This window comes from Aeromonas sp. 55A, from assembly GCF_051919665.1.
In the GTDB taxonomy this organism is placed as follows: Bacteria; Pseudomonadota; Gammaproteobacteria; order Enterobacterales; family Aeromonadaceae; genus Aeromonas; species Aeromonas veronii.
Window position 1 is genome coordinate 504,544 of record NZ_JBQBEH010000008.1, and the last position, 15,723, is coordinate 520,266.

At 60.3% G+C, this 15,723-nt stretch carries 19 protein-coding genes; 8 read left to right on the forward strand and 11 right to left on the reverse strand.

The window, feature by feature from the left end:
• Positions 1 to 7: 7 nt before the first annotated feature.
• From ACTG2G_RS06195 to nqrM, 8 genes are read left to right on the forward strand one after another with little or no spacing between them, the layout of a single operon-like run.
• Positions 8 to 1,351 carry a Na(+)-translocating NADH-quinone reductase subunit A gene (locus ACTG2G_RS06195; protein ID WP_005349684.1) on the forward strand — a complete coding sequence of 448 codons (1,344 nt, stop codon included), beginning with the start codon at positions 8 to 10 and terminating at the stop codon, positions 1,349 to 1,351.
• 3 nt (positions 1,352 to 1,354) lie between these two features.
• The gene (locus ACTG2G_RS06200; protein ID WP_005338642.1) at positions 1,355 to 2,584 is read left to right on the forward strand and encodes an NADH:ubiquinone reductase (Na(+)-transporting) subunit B; all 1,230 of its coding nucleotides are present in this window, start codon (positions 1,355 to 1,357) and stop codon (positions 2,582 to 2,584) included.
• Positions 2,574 to 3,362 (forward strand): Na(+)-translocating NADH-quinone reductase subunit C, encoded by a 789-nt coding sequence (locus ACTG2G_RS06205; protein ID WP_421386939.1) that lies wholly within the window; start codon positions 2,574 to 2,576, stop codon positions 3,360 to 3,362. The genes ACTG2G_RS06200 and ACTG2G_RS06205 overlap by 11 nt, the downstream gene beginning before the upstream one ends.
• On the forward strand, positions 3,355 to 3,987 hold the full coding sequence (locus tag ACTG2G_RS06210; protein ID WP_005338644.1) for an NADH:ubiquinone reductase (Na(+)-transporting) subunit D: 633 nt from the start codon (positions 3,355 to 3,357) through the stop codon (positions 3,985 to 3,987). The genes ACTG2G_RS06205 and ACTG2G_RS06210 overlap by 8 nt, the downstream gene beginning before the upstream one ends.
• Before the next feature lie 3 nt (positions 3,988 to 3,990).
• A complete protein-coding gene (gene nqrE / locus ACTG2G_RS06215; RefSeq protein ID WP_005338645.1) occupies positions 3,991 to 4,587 on the forward strand; it encodes an NADH:ubiquinone reductase (Na(+)-transporting) subunit E in 597 nt (198 codons plus the stop codon).
• Positions 4,588 to 4,619: 32 nt separating this feature from the next.
• Complete coding sequence (gene nqrF / locus ACTG2G_RS06220) at positions 4,620 to 5,843, forward strand: NADH:ubiquinone reductase (Na(+)-transporting) subunit F (RefSeq protein ID WP_005338656.1); 1,224 nt, start codon at positions 4,620 to 4,622, stop codon at positions 5,841 to 5,843.
• Between the two features lie 3 nt (positions 5,844 to 5,846).
• Positions 5,847 to 6,884 (forward strand): FAD:protein FMN transferase, encoded by a 1,038-nt coding sequence (locus tag ACTG2G_RS06225; RefSeq protein ID WP_421386936.1) that lies wholly within the window; start codon positions 5,847 to 5,849, stop codon positions 6,882 to 6,884.
• 9 nt (positions 6,885 to 6,893) lie between these two features.
• Positions 6,894 to 7,118, forward strand: a complete 225-nt coding sequence (nqrM, locus tag ACTG2G_RS06230) for a (Na+)-NQR maturation NqrM (protein WP_005338668.1) — start codon at positions 6,894 to 6,896, stop codon at positions 7,116 to 7,118.
• 73 nt (positions 7,119 to 7,191) lie between these two features.
• Here the strand turns inward: nqrM and ACTG2G_RS06235 are convergent, their stop codons facing one another.
• The 11 genes from ACTG2G_RS06235 to ACTG2G_RS06285 are packed head-to-tail and all read right to left on the reverse strand — an operon-like array spanning position 7,192 to position 15,714.
• Positions 7,192 to 7,731: a DUF3833 domain-containing protein gene (locus ACTG2G_RS06235; protein ID WP_421386934.1), complete on the reverse strand. Its 540-nt coding sequence runs from the start codon at positions 7,729 to 7,731 to the stop codon at positions 7,192 to 7,194.
• Positions 7,732 to 7,745: 14 nt separating this feature from the next.
• Positions 7,746 to 8,288, reverse strand: coding sequence for a chalcone isomerase family protein (locus tag ACTG2G_RS06240; protein WP_263717447.1), 543 nt, complete (start codon positions 8,286 to 8,288; stop codon positions 7,746 to 7,748).
• Positions 8,245 to 8,466, reverse strand: a complete 222-nt coding sequence (locus tag ACTG2G_RS06245) for a TIGR02450 family Trp-rich protein (RefSeq protein WP_019445887.1) — start codon at positions 8,464 to 8,466, stop codon at positions 8,245 to 8,247. Before ACTG2G_RS06245 ends, ACTG2G_RS06240 begins: the two co-directional genes overlap by 44 nt.
• A complete protein-coding gene (locus tag ACTG2G_RS06250; protein ID WP_421386933.1) occupies positions 8,463 to 8,939 on the reverse strand; it encodes a DUF2878 domain-containing protein in 477 nt (158 codons plus the stop codon). The genes ACTG2G_RS06245 and ACTG2G_RS06250 overlap by 4 nt, the downstream gene beginning before the upstream one ends.
• Before the next feature lie 2 nt (positions 8,940 to 8,941).
• Positions 8,942 to 10,198: a class I SAM-dependent methyltransferase gene (locus tag ACTG2G_RS06255; protein WP_421386931.1), complete on the reverse strand. Its 1,257-nt coding sequence runs from the start codon at positions 10,196 to 10,198 to the stop codon at positions 8,942 to 8,944.
• Entirely contained in the window at positions 10,198 to 10,980 is a 783-nt protein-coding gene (locus ACTG2G_RS06260) for a DUF1365 domain-containing protein (protein ID WP_139473991.1), read from the reverse strand. Before ACTG2G_RS06260 ends, ACTG2G_RS06255 begins: the two co-directional genes overlap by 1 nt.
• Positions 10,977 to 12,236, reverse strand: a complete 1,260-nt coding sequence (locus ACTG2G_RS06265) for an NAD(P)/FAD-dependent oxidoreductase (RefSeq protein WP_439985292.1) — start codon at positions 12,234 to 12,236, stop codon at positions 10,977 to 10,979. The genes ACTG2G_RS06260 and ACTG2G_RS06265 overlap by 4 nt, the downstream gene beginning before the upstream one ends.
• Positions 12,233 to 12,967 carry an SDR family NAD(P)-dependent oxidoreductase gene (locus tag ACTG2G_RS06270; RefSeq protein WP_421386928.1) on the reverse strand — a complete coding sequence of 245 codons (735 nt, stop codon included), beginning with the start codon at positions 12,965 to 12,967 and terminating at the stop codon, positions 12,233 to 12,235. The genes ACTG2G_RS06265 and ACTG2G_RS06270 overlap by 4 nt, the downstream gene beginning before the upstream one ends.
• The gene (locus ACTG2G_RS06275) at positions 12,964 to 13,392 is read right to left on the reverse strand and encodes a nuclear transport factor 2 family protein (protein WP_255909351.1); all 429 of its coding nucleotides are present in this window, start codon (positions 13,390 to 13,392) and stop codon (positions 12,964 to 12,966) included. The genes ACTG2G_RS06270 and ACTG2G_RS06275 overlap by 4 nt, the downstream gene beginning before the upstream one ends.
• 1 nt (position 13,393) lies before the next feature.
• Complete coding sequence (gene phrB, locus ACTG2G_RS06280; protein WP_421386926.1) at positions 13,394 to 14,830, reverse strand: deoxyribodipyrimidine photo-lyase; 1,437 nt, start codon at positions 14,828 to 14,830, stop codon at positions 13,394 to 13,396.
• The gene (locus ACTG2G_RS06285) at positions 14,827 to 15,714 is read right to left on the reverse strand and encodes a MerR family transcriptional regulator (protein WP_421386925.1); all 888 of its coding nucleotides are present in this window, start codon (positions 15,712 to 15,714) and stop codon (positions 14,827 to 14,829) included. Before ACTG2G_RS06285 ends, phrB begins: the two co-directional genes overlap by 4 nt.
• Between the last annotated feature and the right edge of the window lie 9 nt (positions 15,715 to 15,723).

The following is a 15,723-nucleotide window of genomic DNA, read 5'->3' on the forward strand; positions in this document are numbered from 1 at the left end:
AGTAAGTATGATTACAATCAAAAGAGGACTGGACATCCCCGTGCTGGGTGCGCCAGAGCAAGTAATCTACGATGGCCCCGCCATCACCCGTGTTGCGACACTGGGCGAGGAGTTTGTGGGGATGCGACCTACTATGTTCGTCAAAGTAGGTGATCGCGTCATCAAAGGTCAGGATCTTTTTGAAGACAAGAAGAATCCGGGCGTTAAATTCACAGCTCCTGCCACCGGTGTGGTTTCAGAGATCAACCGTGGTGCCAAACGTGTTCTCCAGTCTGTGGTCATCGACCTCGACGGTTCCGATGAACAGGTGACGTTTGAGCATTTTGCCTCTGCCGAGCTGGCCAAGCTCGAGCGCAGCAAGGTGCAAGAGATCCTGGTCGCATCAGGTCAGTGGACTGCGTTGCGTACCCGTCCGTTCAGCAAAGTCCCCGCGGTAGCGTCTGCCCCGCGCGCCATCTTTGTGACTGCAATGGACACCAACCCGCTGGCAGCCGATGCCGAGCTGATTATCAAGGAACAGCCGCAGGCCTTCCTCGATGGTCTGGCCGTATTGACCCGCCTGACCGACGGCGCCGTCTACGTCTGTAAAGGCGAAGGCAGTCTGCCCCACTCTCCGCTGGCTCAGGTCAAGGAAGAGATCTTCGTTGGTCCGCACCCTGCCGGTCTGCCGGGTACCCATATCCACTTCCTGGATCCGGTCAGCAGCACCAAGGTGCAGTGGCACATCAACTATCAGGATGTGATCGCATTCGGCAAGCTGTTCACCACCGGTCAGATCTTCACTGACAAGGTGATCGCCCTTGCCGGCCCGAACGTGCTCAAGCCGCGTCTGCTGCGTACCCGTCTGGGCGCCTGCATCAGCCAGCTCACCAATAATGAGCTGCGTGCCGACGAAAACCGTATCATCTCCGGTTCTATCCTGAGTGGTGCCAAAGCCGAAGGTGTTCACGACTACCTGGGCCGCTACCACAATCAGGTTTGCGTGCTGGGTGAAGGTCGCGAGAAAGAGTTCCTGGGCTGGATCAACCCCAGCGCCAACAAGTTCTCTATCACCCGTACCACCCTCTCTCATCTGATGAAGGGCAAGCTGATCAACTTCACCACCACTACCAACGGTAGTGACCGTTCCATGGTGCCTATCGGCAACTATGAGCGGGTGATGCCACTCGACATCCTGCCGACCCTGCTGCTGCGGGACATGGTCTCCGGCGATACCGATGGTGCGCAAGCACTGGGCTGCCTGGAGCTGGATGAGGAAGATTTGGCGCTCTGTACCTTTGTCTGCCCCGGCAAGACAGAGTACGGCCCGATCTTGCGTGAGTGCCTGACCAAGATTGAACTGGAAGGTTAAGCGATGAGTTTCAAGCAACTTCTTGAAAATATGGAACACCACTTCGAACCGGGTGGAAAGTACGCCAAGTACTATGCCCTGTTCGAAGCGGCGTACACCCTGTTCTACACCCCGGGTAGCGTTACCCGCAACGCCTCCCACGTTCGTGATGCGCTCGATCTGAAGCGCATGATGATCATGGTGTGGCTGGCCGTGTTCCCGGCCATGTTCTGGGGCATGTACAACGTTGGTAACCAGGCGATTGCCGCCATTGCCCACATGGGCTCGGCTGCTGGTGCCAGCAGCTGGCAATATGCCCTGGCTACCATGCTGGGCGCCTCCCTCGATCCGGCTGTAGCCGGTATCGGCAGCAAGATGCTGATCGGCGCCACCCACTTCTTCCCGATCTACATCACCGTCTTCTTTGTCGGTGGTTTCTGGGAAGTGCTGTTCGCCATGGTGCGCAAACACGAGATCAACGAAGGCTTCTTCGTAACCTCAATTCTGTTTGCCCTGATCGTGCCGCCCGAGCTGCCCCTGTGGCAAGCTGCGCTGGGTATCACCTTCGGTGTGGTGATGGCCAAAGAGGTGTTCGGTGGTACCGGCAAGAACTTCCTGAACCCGGCGCTGGCTGGTCGTGCGTTCCTGTTCTTCGCCTACCCGGGCCAGATCTCCGGTGACGCTGTGTGGGTTGCCGTTGACGGCTTCTCCGGCGCGACTGCCCTGAGCCAGTGGGCCCAAGGCGGCCAGATGGCGCTGATCAACGGTGCAACCGGCCAGGCTATCAGCTGGATGGACGCTTTCCTGGGTAACCTGCCGGGTTCCATCGGTGAAGTCTCTACCCTGATGATCCTGCTGGGTGCAGCCATGATCGTCTACATGCGCATCGCCTCCTGGCGCATCATCGCCGGCGTGATGATCGGTATGATCGCCACCTCCCTGCTGTTCAACGTCATCGGTTCCGATACCAACCCCATGTTCAACATGCCGTGGCACTGGCATCTGGTACTGGGTGGCTTCGCCTTCGGTATGGCCTTCATGGCGACCGACCCTGTCTCCGCAGCCTTTACCAACAAAGGCAAGTGGTGGTATGGCGCCCTGATCGGCGTAATGGTCGTGCTGGTTCGCGTGGTCAACCCAGCGTTCCCGGAAGGCATGATGCTGGCCATTCTGTTTGCGAACCTGTTTGCTCCCCTGTTTGACCACTTCGTCGCTCAGGCAAACATCAAGCGGAGGATTGCTCGTGGCGTTTAATAAAGATTCAACCCTCGGCACCGTCAGCGTGGTCACCGGCCTCTGTCTGGCCTGTTCCATCGTGGTATCCGTTGCCGCTGTGGGCCTGCGTTCTACCCAGCAGGAAAACAAGGCGCTGGACAAGCAGAGCAACATTCTCGCCGTAGCCGGTGTGGATGTAAGCGAAGTGGCCAAGCGCGACCTGGCCAAACTGTATGGCGAGAAGATCGAAGCGCGTCTAGTGGATCTGGCAACCGGTGACTTTGTTGACGGCGATGCCGACAACTTCGACACCAAGCAGGCAGCCAAAGATCCGGCCCGCAGCATCCGTCTTGCCGCCGCTGACGACAAGGCCAGCCTGCGTCAGATCTCCAAGCAGATCCCGGTATTCTTCGCCAAGGATGCCGAAGGCAAGATCGACAGCATCATCCTGCCCATCTACGGTCAGGGTCTGTGGTCGACCATGTATGCCTTCGTCGCCGTTGCCGCTGATGGCCAGACCATCAAGGGCATCACCTACTATGACCACGGTGAAACACCGGGTCTGGGTGGCGAGATCGAAAACCCGGCCTGGCAGGCGCTGTTCAAGGACAAGAAACTGTTCGACCAAAATGGCATGCCGGCGCTGCGCGTCATCAAGGGCCATGCTCCGGCGGGCTCCGAGCACGAGATCGATGGTCTCTCCGGTGCCACTCTGACCGGTAACGGCGTACAGCATACCTTCGACTTCTGGATGGGTCCCAAGGGCTTCGGTCCTTTCCTGGCCAAGGTTCGTGCAGGAGAAATCATCAATGGCTGACAAGAGCGAAATGAAGAAGTTGCTGTTGACGCCTGTGCTGGGCAACAACCCCATCGCCTTGCAGGTGCTGGGCGTCTGTTCTGCACTGGCGGTTACCAGCCAGATGAAAACTGCGTTTGTAATGACCCTCGCGGTCATGGCGGTCACCGCCTTCTCAAACCTGTTCATCTCCCTGATCCGCAACCAGATCCCGAACAGCGTCCGGATCATCGTGCAGATGGCGATCATCGCCTCACTGGTTATCGTGGTTGACCAGGTGCTCAAGGCGTACGCCTATGACATCTCCAAGCAACTGTCGGTCTTCGTGGGTCTGATCATCACCAACTGTATCGTAATGGGCCGCGCTGAAGCGTATGCCATGAAGAGTGCCCCGCTGCCCTCCTTCCTGGATGGTATCGGCAACGGTCTGGGCTATGGCGCCATTCTGCTGAGCGTCGCGACCGTGCGTGAACTGCTGGGCTCCGGCACCTGGTTTGGCATCGAGCTGCTGCCGCTGGTGAACAACGGTGGCTGGTATGTGCCCAACGGCCTGCTGCTGCTGCCGCCGAGTGCATTCTTCATCATTGGTCTGATCATTTGGGGCGTACGCACCAAGGATCCCAAGCAGGTGGAGGCGAAGGATTAAGGTATGGAACACTATCTGAGTCTGTTGATTAAATCGATCTTCATCGAAAACCTGGCACTCTCCTTCTTCCTGGGGATGTGTACCTTCCTGGCGGTGTCCAAGAAGGTAAAGACCTCCATGGGTCTGGGTATTGCCGTTATTGTGGTGCAGACCATCGCGGTTCCTGCCAACAACCTGATCTACAACTACGTGCTTAAAGATGGCGCTCTGGTATCCGGTCTGGATCTGAGCTTCCTGAGCTTCATCACCTTCATCGGTGTGATTGCAGCACTGGTACAGATCCTGGAGATGGCGCTGGACAAGTACTTCCCGGCACTCTACAACGCGCTGGGTATCTTCCTGCCGCTCATCACAGTGAACTGCGCCATCTTCGGTGGCGTCTCCTTCATGGTGCAGCGTGACTACAACTTCATGGAGTCTGTGGTCTACGGTGTGGGTTCAGGGGCAGGCTGGATGCTGGCGATCGTTGCGCTGGCAGGTATCCGCGAGAAGATGAAGTACTCCGATGTTCCGGAAGGCCTGCGTGGTCTTGGCATCACCTTCATCACCGCCGGTCTGATGGCGCTGGGCTTCATGTCCTTCTCTGGTATCTCCCTGTAATCGGCTTTCCTGCAATCAGAAAGGAACGATAGATGGAAATTATTTTGGGTGTGGTCATGTTTACCGTGATCCTGCTGGCACTGGTGGCAGTCATTCTGTTCGCCAAGTCCAAGCTGGTGACCGCGGGCGACGTGACAATCAGCATCAATGGTGACCCGGCCAAGGCTGTGACCAGCCCGGCCGGTGGCAAGCTGCTCGGCGTGCTGGCTGGCAGCGGTATCTTTGTCTCCTCCGCCTGTGGCGGCGGTGGCTCCTGCGGCCAGTGCAAGGTACGGGTGAAATCCGGTGGTGGCGACATTCTGCCGACCGAACTGGATCACATCAGCAAGGGCGAAGCCCGTCATGGCGAGCGTCTGGCCTGTCAGGTTACCGTTCGCTCCGACATGGACATCGAACTGCCGGAAGAGATCTTCGGGGTGAAGAAGTGGGAATGTACTGTTATCTCCAACGATAACAAGGCCACCTTCATCAAGGAGCTCAAGCTGCAGATCCCCGATGGCGAGAGCGTGCCGTTCCGCGCCGGTGGTTATATCCAGATTGAAGCCCCGGCTCACCACGTGCACTACAAGAACTTCGATATTCCCGAGGAGTATCGCGGTGACTGGGATCGCTTCAAGATTTTTGAGCTGGAGTCCAAGGTCGATGAGCCAATCATCCGTGCCTACTCCATGGCCAACTATCCGGAAGAGTTCGGCATCATCATGCTGAACGTGCGTATCGCGACCCCGCCCCCCAGCAACTGGACTGCCCCTCCGGGACAGATGTCCTCCTACATCTTCAGCCTGAAGGCTGGCGACAAGGTGACTATCTCCGGTCCGTTCGGTGAGTTCTTCGCCAAAGACACCGATGCCGAAATGGTATTCATCGGTGGTGGTGCAGGTATGGCGCCGATGCGTTCCCATATCTTCGACCAGCTGCGTCGCCTGAAGTCCAAGCGCAAGATGAGCTTCTGGTACGGTGCCCGTTCCAAGCGCGAAATGTTCTATGTCGAAGACTTTGACATGCTCGCCGCCGAGAACGAGAACTTCACCTGGAACGTCGCCCTGTCTGATCCGCAACCGGAAGACAACTGGGACGGCTACACCGGCTTCATCCACAACGTGCTCTACGAGAACTATCTCAAGAACCACGAAGCACCGGAAGATTGCGAGTTCTACATGTGTGGACCTCCGGTGATGAACGCTGCCGTCATCAACATGCTCAAAGACTTGGGCGTTGAAGACGAAAACATCCTGTTGGATGACTTTGGTGGTTAATCCATGCACAGTGTTGTAAAGACCTGGCTAGCCTTCGGGCTAGCCTTTTTCTTGACTGGGTGCGATCAGGAGACGGTCCAATCCAAACCGGAGATCCACATCACCGGTAGCACCATGGGCACTTACTACTCCATCAAGGTGGCGGACAGCGCCATCAGCGATCCGGCCAAGCTTCAAGCTGAGGTGGATGTCTTGCTGGAGCGGGTCAACGATCAGATGTCGACCTATCGCCCCGATTCCGAACTGTCGCGCTTCAACCAGAGCCGTGACAACAAACCGGTAGTGGTCTCCCGCGATACCGCACGGGTCGTCACAGAGGCCATTCACATTGGCCGTGAGAGCCAGGGGGCGCTGGACGTCACCGTTGGCCCCTTGGTCAATCTGTGGGGCTTTGGCCCGGACAAGAAGCCGACCAAGGTCCCTTCCGACGAGCTGATCACCCAGACTCGCCAGAAGACCGGTCTGGGCAACCTGCACGTTATCACCTCGGTGGATGCCGATACCCTGCAAAAAGATATTCCGGACCTCTACGTCGATCTCTCCGCCATCGCCAAGGGCTTTGGTGTGGACAAGGTAGCCGAGTATCTGGAGTCACTGGGTGCGCGCAACTATCTGGTGGAGATTGGCGGCGAGCTGCGGATCAATGGCGTCAACGGTAAGGGTCACCCCTGGCGCGTGGCCATCGAGAAGCCCACCGCAGGCACCGGCACGGTGCAAGAGGTGATCGTGCCCGGTGACAACGGGGTGGCCACCTCCGGCGATTACCGCAACTACTATGAACTGGATGGTCAGCGCTTCTCCCACACCATAGATCCGCGCAGCGGCAAGCCGATCCAGCACCGTCTGGTATCGGTTACCGTGATCCACCCCTCCTGCATGACCGCAGACGGGTTGGCCACCGTGTTTATGGTGATGGGGACCGAGAAAAGCCTGGCCTATGCCAACGAGCGCGGCCTGGCGATCTTCGTGATCACCAAGACGGACAACGGCTTTGAAGAGGCTTACTCCGATGCCTTCAAGCCCTATCTGGTCAAGAAGTAAGAGGTAGAGATGCAGATTTTTCTGATCACCTTCGGGGTATTTATGCTGGTGATAGCCGCCATGGCTATCGGTTACATCTTCCAGAAGAAGACCATCTCCGGCTCCTGTGGCGGTCTGGGTAGTGTCGGCATCGAGAAAGAGTGCGATTGCCCGGAACCCTGCGACAACCGCAAGAAGAAGATGGCCAAGGAAGAGGCCCGTCGCAAGATGCTGGAAGAGAACCGCATCATCTGATGACTCTGGTTTTTCGGTACACAAAAGCGCGCCATCGGCGCGCTTTTTACTGGGCGTTATCTTGCGTTAACGGTCAGGGCTGACGTTCGATATAGAGGATCACCTCGCCAAGATGGATACCGAACTTGCTGATTTCGGCACGATTGATCAGACGCTCTTCGTCCAGCAGGTACATCCAGTCATCGAAGCTCACCCGCACCACCTCGCCATCCGGCAGCGCCAGATCGAGCTGATAACGCCAGTTGAGGGCAAACCCTTCACTTTTACCCAGCGCCTCCCCCACCACATCGGAAGCAGTACCGCGCCAGTGACCATCATCACCCTTGCTCAGATACCAGGTACGGGTCTGCTCGCGGCCATCGTCAAAGTAGAACTGCTCGAACAACTCTCCCTTGCCATCCTTCCAACGACCCACCATCTCGACCCGAAAGCGACTGGTCACTTCGCCGCTGCGGTCGGTCACCAGGCCGTGAGCCACCAGTTTGCCGTTGAAGAAACGGGCAAGATCCCAGTTTGGCCCCTGCCCCCGATAGTCATCGAGACTGGCACCACAGCCACTCAGCAGCAAAAAGGGGAGCAACAGCAACCAGCGGTATGCACGATAGAAAGACATCAGAGACTCCATGTTCAGGGTTGGCCACGCAGACGGCGGGTCAGGGCGGGATCGCGGCTGTTGTCAGCCAGCCAGATGGCGAGAAAAGCGGCCGAGAATTGCGGATCGGCCAGAGTCCCGAGGGACTTCTCCTGCCACCAGAAGTGGCCTGCCCCGCCCTTGTCGACATAGAAGGTGAGCTTGTCGCCAGCCTGTACATCGGGCCAGAGTGCAGCGAGCTGGCCAAGCCAGCGCTGACGCTCGGCGTCAGAGCCAAGACCGAGTCGCTGCCACTCGGCGGCAGTGGCGCTCAGCAGATCTTCCCGCTCGATGGATCTGGCATAGGTGAGGGTCAGGGCCTGCGGATAGTGACCGGGCTGATAGCGCCCGCTTTCACTGTAGAGGGTGGCATCGTAGAGCTTGAACCAGAGCCAGTTCATCTCCCCCTGCCCGACCGGGCGCAGCTGCTGCCAGGGGGAGGCAGAGGCCTGCACTGCGGTTGCAGCCAAGAGCGTAAACGCCAGCAGTAGCGGGTTAATTCCACCCCATATGCCAGTGGTTGGGGTCTTCCAGTTCATGCCAGTCCATCTCCTGTTCCTGCAGGGTGTTGATATCCTGCATCACCACCTGCACCAGCCGACCTTGCGCATCCCGCTGGCAGGCAACCACCAGATAGAAGCGATCAGTCAGCTCATGCTGGCTCTCTTTGGTCCATTTGGAAAAAAGCAACGAGTCGGTCGAAAAGGTGTTTGTCATGACTCACCCTCCAGCTTGACCATTACCCACAGGAGTACGGGTAACCACCACATCCAGATCACTGCCAGCAGCGCCGAACTGATCCAGATGCCCCAGGGTAAGTTTACTGCCCCCATGGCGGCCCCCGCCACATAGGAGGAAGCACCACCAAATACGCCAAACAGTGCCTGCTGCCAGCGAGGCAAGCGCAGCAGCCAGCGCATACCGTGGGCCAGCGTCAGGGCAAAACCGAGCCAGAGCAGCACCAGCCAGAGGGGAAAACCGGACGGGAAACGGAACAGGCCGAGCTGCCAGAGCAGGGCATCAAGCAGGCAGCCGACGACCGCGATGGGAAGCAGCCGCCAGTCACGCTGGCGTCTGGGTGAGAAGATAAAGTGCAGCAGCAACATTGCCAGCAGCGGGCTCGGCTGCTGCCACTTCACCGCCAGCAACCAGTAGAGGTTGAACCCCAGCAGGTGAGCCCACTGCCACATGGTCAGTGACCGCTTACTGGTACATCACCCGACCAGCCAGCGGGCCCCGGCTTGGCGGCCTCCAGCTGCACCAGACTGATGGTGCGCTCCCAGAATCCCCCCTCGCAATAGGCAAAGTAGAAGTGCCACAGCCGGATGAAATCCTGGCTGTAACCGAGCTTGGGCAGCTCGGGCGCCAGCGCCAGAAACCGCTCGCACCAGTGAGCCAGGGTACGGGCATAGTGATGACCGTGATCGTGCAACCGCACCAGCTGCATGTCGGTCTCCCGCGCCAGCAACCCCGCCATCTGGGAGACGCTCGGCAGGCAGCCACCGGGGAAGATGTAGCGCTGGATGAAATCGACTCCGCGCAGATATTGGGCATGGCGCTGATCGGCGATGGTGATGGCCTGAATGAGCAGGCGGCCACCGGGCTTGAGCAGCCGTGACAACTGGCGGAAATAGTCGGGCAGGAAGGCGTGCCCCACCGCCTCGATCATCTCGATGGAGACCAGCTTGTCATAGGTCCCCTCCAGCTTGCGGTAATCCTCCAGCAGCAAGGTGATGCGATCCCCCAGCCCCTCCCGCGCAATCCACTCCTTGGCATAGTCATGCTGGGCCCGGGAGATGGTAGTAGTGGTCACCCGGCAGCCATAGTGGCGGGCGGCATAGACAGCGAGGCCGCCCCAGCCGGTGCCGATCTCCAGCAGATGATCTTCAGGGCCCAGCTCCAGCCGTTCGCAGATGGTGCGCAACTTGGCTTGCTGCCCCTCTTCCAGAGTGGCGTCGGCGCTCGGATAGATGGCGCTCGAGTACTGCATATGGCTGTCGAGAAACCCCTGATAGAGGGTATTGCCGAGATCGTAGTGGGCGGCGATGTTGGAGCGCGAACCGGTCAGGGTATTGCGGTTGAGCCAGTGGCGCACCTTGTTGAAGGGGAAACTGAGCCAGCCGAGGCGCCGCTCGAGGGAGTCAAGCAGGGTCAGGTTGCGGGCCAGCAGCCGCACCAGCGCCACCGGATCCGGGCTGGTCCAGAGCCCCTCCACCCAGGTTTCTCCGGCGGCAATGCTGCCCCCCAGCAGCAGGCGGCGATAGAAGGCCGGATCCTGCACCACCAGTTCGGCATGCAGATCGGTGCCCGCCACGCCAAAGCTGTGGCGCTCACCGCCATCCCGCAGCAGCAGCTGGCCATGTTCGAGGCGCCCCAGCAGATTGAGCAGCAGTTGTCTTGCCCCCTTGTCGATGAAAGAGGCAGAGAGGGTTGATTGAGCAAGTTCCATTAGCGGCTCTCCGGATGGGTAAAAATCGGTGTTCGTTTGATAAAAAGACGCAGGGCCTGCCAGTAGATCCCGAGCAGCACCTTCATGGTCATCCATGGCCAGCGGGCCAGCAGGGCCACCAGCCCCTTGCGCGACAAGGGTTCGCGCGTGAGCGCCAGGGTTGCGTCAAACAGCTTGGCTTCACCGGATACGGGATGACTCTCGATATGGATCAGTGTCTCCTGCGCGGGCGGCCTGATGCGCCAGTGATAACGCATCGCCAGCCCCATGAAAGGGGAGACGTGAAAATCCTTGTCATGGGGTGCCAGCGCCGCCAGATCCAGCAAGTAGTAGTGACGCTCGTTCCAGGGGGTGTTGGAGACCTCTGCCAGCAGATAGCGCGCCTCGCCCTGCCGGTAGCAGAAGTAGAAGTTGACCGGGCTGAAGTAGAACCCCAGACAGCGCACGTTGCCGAGCAGCAGCACCCGCCCCTCGGGGTCGGCATCGCCCCCCAGCTCGCTCACCTTCTGCCACACCGCCTGCTTGAGGCTTCCCTCACTCCCCTTGAGATAGTCATGGCGGTGAAACGAAAGCAGCCCCGAGCGCTCCACACCGAACCAGCGCCCCTGATCGAGCTGCGGCAGCTCGTCGAGATCCAGTCCCAGCATAAAGAGGCTGTAGGAGAAGGCGTGAGCCCGCGGTGCAAAACGGCGGTGGCGCACCGAGCCCTGCCAGATGGCGCTGGTCACGCCAGCCAGTTCGTCTGTACGCTCATGTTCGGTGGCCACGGTGGCGCCGTTCATAGCTCGGCCCCGAAGCGCCTGGCGACATCCAGCGCGCTGCGCACCCCATCCTCATGGAAGCCGTTGTACCAGTAGGCGCCGCAGAAGTGGGTGTGCTGCTGACCACAGATCTCCGCGCGCCGCTGCTGGGCGGCAATAGAGGCCTGATTGAACACTGGATGGTGGTAGACGAAGCGGCGCAGTACCTTGCTCTCATCCACCTTGCCCTTGGGATTGAGGCTGACACAGAAGGGCTCCGGCGAGTTCACCCCCTGCAGGATGTTCATGTTGTAGCTCACCAGTGGCCGCGCCTCGTCATTGCCATCGAGCTGATAGTTCCAGCTGGCCCATGCCTTGCGGCGGGTGGGCAGGCAGCGGGCATCGGTATGGAGCCAGACATCGTTGGCCTGATAGGGCATGTCGCCGAGAATAGCCTGCTCCCGCTCGCCGGGATCCGCAAGCAGCGCCAGCGCCTGATCGCTGTGGCAGGCAAAGATCACCTCGTCAAACCGCTCCTCGCCGTAACGGCTCTGGATCACCACGCCATCCGCGTCCCGCCGTACGCTCTGCACCGGACAGGCGAGGCGGATCTGCGACTGCCAACCCGCGGTAAGGGGGCCGATATATTCCCGCGAGCCCCCCGGGATCACGTACCACTGGGGGCGATTGGCCACATCCAGCAGGCCGTGGTTGGCAAAAAAGCGCAGGAAGAAGCCAAGGGGGAAGGCGCGCATATCGGCCAGGGTCGATGACCAGATCGCAGCTCCCATCGGCAAGATGTAGTGGCGGGCGAAGTAGTCGCTAAACTCCCCCGCCAGCAGAAAGTCTCCCAGCGTCAGCTCGGGGCCAGCACCCTGATGTTGACCATCTGCCAGCCAGGCCCGTGCCTCCCGGTTGAACCGCAAAATCTCGCCAACAAAACCGTAGAAACGGGGGCTCAACAGATTGCTGCGCTGGGCAAACAGGGTATCAAGGTTATGGCCGTTATACTCCAGCCCCTCCGGGCTCTTCACCGAGAAGCTCATCTCGGCCGGTTGGCGCGCCATGCCGATCCGTGCCAGCAACTTCAAGAAGTTGGGGTAGGTGCGATCGTTGAAGACGATAAAGCCGGTGTCGATGGCATAGCTGCGGCCAGCCTGATTCACATCGACAGTGGCGGTGTGACCGCCCAGAGTCGGCGCCGCCTCGAACAGGGTTATGTCATGGAGTTTGTGGAGCAGAAAACCGGCGGTGAGCCCCGAGATCCCTGAACCGACGATGGCGATCTTTTTCTTCATGAATGGCTTCCTTTCGATACGAGTGCGCGGCCAAGGCGCAGCCAGAGCCCCACCGGCAGCGCACCGAGCAGGCGCAGCAACCAGATGAAACGGCGGGGAAAGTGGATCTGGTGACGACCAGCGGTCAGCCCGTCCATGATGGTGCGGGAGGCCTGTTCCACCGTCACCAGACAGGGCATGGGAAAATCATTTTTAGCGGTGAGCGGCGTCTGGACAAAGCCGGGGCGGATCAGGGTCACTCCGATCCCTTTGCTGGCCAAATCGAGGCGCAAGGTATCCGCCAGATAGTCGAGGGCCGCCTTGGAGGCACCATACGCCTCGGCTCGCGGCAGCGGCAGCCAGCTCACCGACGAGCTGACGATGGCCAGCCGAGATCCCGCCCCTAACAGCGGCAAGAAGGCGGCCAGCGCATGGCCGGTGGCGGTCAGATTGGTCTCAATCACCCGGGCAAACAGCTCGCTGTCAAACCCCTCAGCCACATCCATGTACTCGCAGTTGCCTGCGTTGAGGATTAGCAGATCAAGGGATGGCAGCATGGCGGCCACCCCGCTCATTGCGGCCATATCCCGGGCATCGAACTGCAGCGGCGTGACGCCATCCAGCCCCAGCGCCTGCAGCCGTTCGCCATCGCGGCCACAACCCCACACCTGCCAGCCTGCCCGCCGGTAATCGAGCGCCAACTGGCGACCGATGCCGGAGGTCGCGCCTGTAATAAGCACCCGGCCGCTCATGCGCCAAGCCTCATCTTGATGGTGCGCACCACGGGCCCGAGCAGCGGCAACTGCTCGTAGAGCATGGCGCCCAGGTCAAAATAGTCCCTGTGCTGGCACACCTTGCCCGCCTCGTCAAATTCGAGGCGGGTGGCCCCCTCCACCGTCACCGGCTCACCACCACGCAATCTGGGGTGAGAGAAGGTCATGGTCCAGCCGAGCCAGGCCTGCGGCCCCTGCTGCTGCTGACTGGTGATGACGAAGCGACAGTAGGCGAGGCGCTGATAGAGAGCGGCAAAATAGTCGCCAAGGGCCGCCAGCCCCTCGATACGGTGGGCCGGATCGGTAAAGAGCACCTGTTCGGCATAGACCTCGGGCAAGCGGTGCAACTGCTGTTTGTCCAATTGCTGATAGAGGCCAATAAAGCGGGCCAGCGGCTCGTTCATCCTATTTCTCCAGAGAGCGAAACATCTCGATGGCTCTCACCCGGGCAACGGCGTGATCCACCATGGGAGCCGGATAATCCTGTCGCCCCTTGAGTCGCAGCCAGTCGTGGGGCTGATGCACATAAGCGGCGGGAATATCGGCAAGTTCAGTTACCCAGGTACGGATAAACTCCCCTTGTGGATCAAATCGTTGCCCCTGAGTAGTGGGGTTGAACACCCGAAAATAGGGCGCCGCGTCGGCGCCGGTCCCCGCCGCCCACTGCCAGCCACCGTTGTTGGCCGCCAGATCCCCGTCGATGAGCCGACTCATGAAGTAATCCTCCCCGAGCCGCCAGTGGATATGGAGATCCTTGGTGAGAAAGCTCGCCACTATCATCCGCAGCCGGTTGTGCATCCAGCCGGTGGCGTTGAGGCAGCGCATCGCCGCATCGACGATGGGGTAGCCGGTGCGCCCCTCGCACCAGGCGGCGAAGGCATCTGGGTCCCAGCTCCACGGCAAGGCCGCCGTCTCGGGCTTGAAGGGGCGATTCATGGAGAGGGTCGGGATCAGCACCAGCAGGTGGCGATAGAACTCACGCCAGATAAGTTCGTTGAGCCAGACAAAGCCGGGCTGAGCCTTGGACTGGGGCCGATAGCCAAGCCGCTGCTGAAGCGCCGCCACACACTGACGAGGACTGATGATGCCCGCCGCCAGATAGGGGGAAAGCACAGAGGTGCCCGCGATGGCAGGAAAATCCCGGGTCTCGCCATAGTCGAGCACCGCCTGCTCCAGAAAAATGTTCAAACGACGCAGAGCTTCCACCTCGCCCACAGGCCAGCGGGGGTCTGCCGTCAGTTCGCCAAGGGCGGCATCGACGAAGTCCCGCTCGGCCAGCGGCTGCCACGGCAGCGGCTCACCACGAGCAGTGGGCGCGCGATGAATGACAAACCCCTCCTCGTCGAGGGCCTTGAGCCAGGCACGGCTAAAAGGAGTGAAGACCTTGAACATCTCACCCGACCCGGTCAGCACCCGCCCCGGTGGCAACATGCAGCAGCCGTTGAGCCAGTGACAACTCACCGCCTGCTCTGCCAGCGCGGCGCTGACGGCGTGATCGCGGCGCTGCTCATCGATCTCGATAGCCTGATTGGCGTAGAGCTGGGTCACCCCCAGCTCGCGGCAGAGGTCTGCCAGCGCAGCGGGCGCCTCGGTAAAGGTTTCCACTCGCAGCAGATGAAGCGGAATGCCAAGGGCCGCCAGCTCGCGCCCCAACTCATCCACCTGCGCCAACATAAAGCGCTGACGGACGGGGGCCATTTTGTGCTGCCGCCACTGGGCAGGAGAGATGATAAAGAGCGCGGCGACCGGTTCATCACCGGCGCAGGCACTCTTGCCACAACAAGCGCGTAGCGCCGGGTTATCGGCAAGGCGCAGATCGTTGCGAAACCAGACCAGCTTCATGATTTTTTCCTCCCGCGTCCGCTGGCGCCAGCCGCAGCAGGCGCGTTCGCCATCAGCTCGGCAAGGCTCGCCTGCCAGCCGTGTGCTTTAAGCCACTCATCATCGTAGAGACGGCCCAGTTCGCCAAACAGGCGCGTGCCTGCAGGCCACCCGGCGGCCAGCTCCGGTTTGCCAAGACCAGCTCCCAGCAGTACCAGCCAGGGGGTAACGGCACGCCCCTCCAGCAAGCTGGCATGGCGAGGCTCTACCGCTCCCAGCAGTTGCACCTCATAGCCTTGACCGATCAGCTCGTAAGCGGCCCACACCAGATCGAGGGGGCCGACCTGTCCCCAGCTCACCAAGGTGATCGGCACGCCCTTCTCCTGCTCGATCAGGTGGCGGGCGAAGCGGGTATGGAACCAGCCCAGCCACACCTGTTGCAGCAGCTCGCCATCGGGCCGCTCGCGCCACAACCCCAGCAGCCGCTCCACCAGCGGTTGCAGTATCCGGCTGCGCACCAGATCGAACGGGTAGCTAGCCAGCAAATCGTTGAGCTCAGCCTCCGCCTTGCGCTGGTTGAAGGCGAGTAACGCCTGACTGAACTGCTCCAGAGTCTGCTGCCAGTGATCGCTCACCGGCTCGGAATGGGGTTCGCTCAGGAGCCCCTTCACCTGCCCGATACTCACTCCCCGCTCCAGCCAGCTCAGGATCTCGCCGATTTGGCGGATATCCTGCTCGCTGTAGAGGCGGTGGCCCTTTTCGGTGCGGGCCGGTTGCACCAGACCATAGCGGCGCTGCCAGGCGCGCAGGGTCACGGCGTTGACGCCAGTGAGACGGGAGACCTCGCGAATGGGGTAGATCCCCTCATCAGCGAGATGAGCAACTTCTTGCGATAAATCAGACATACAACGTCC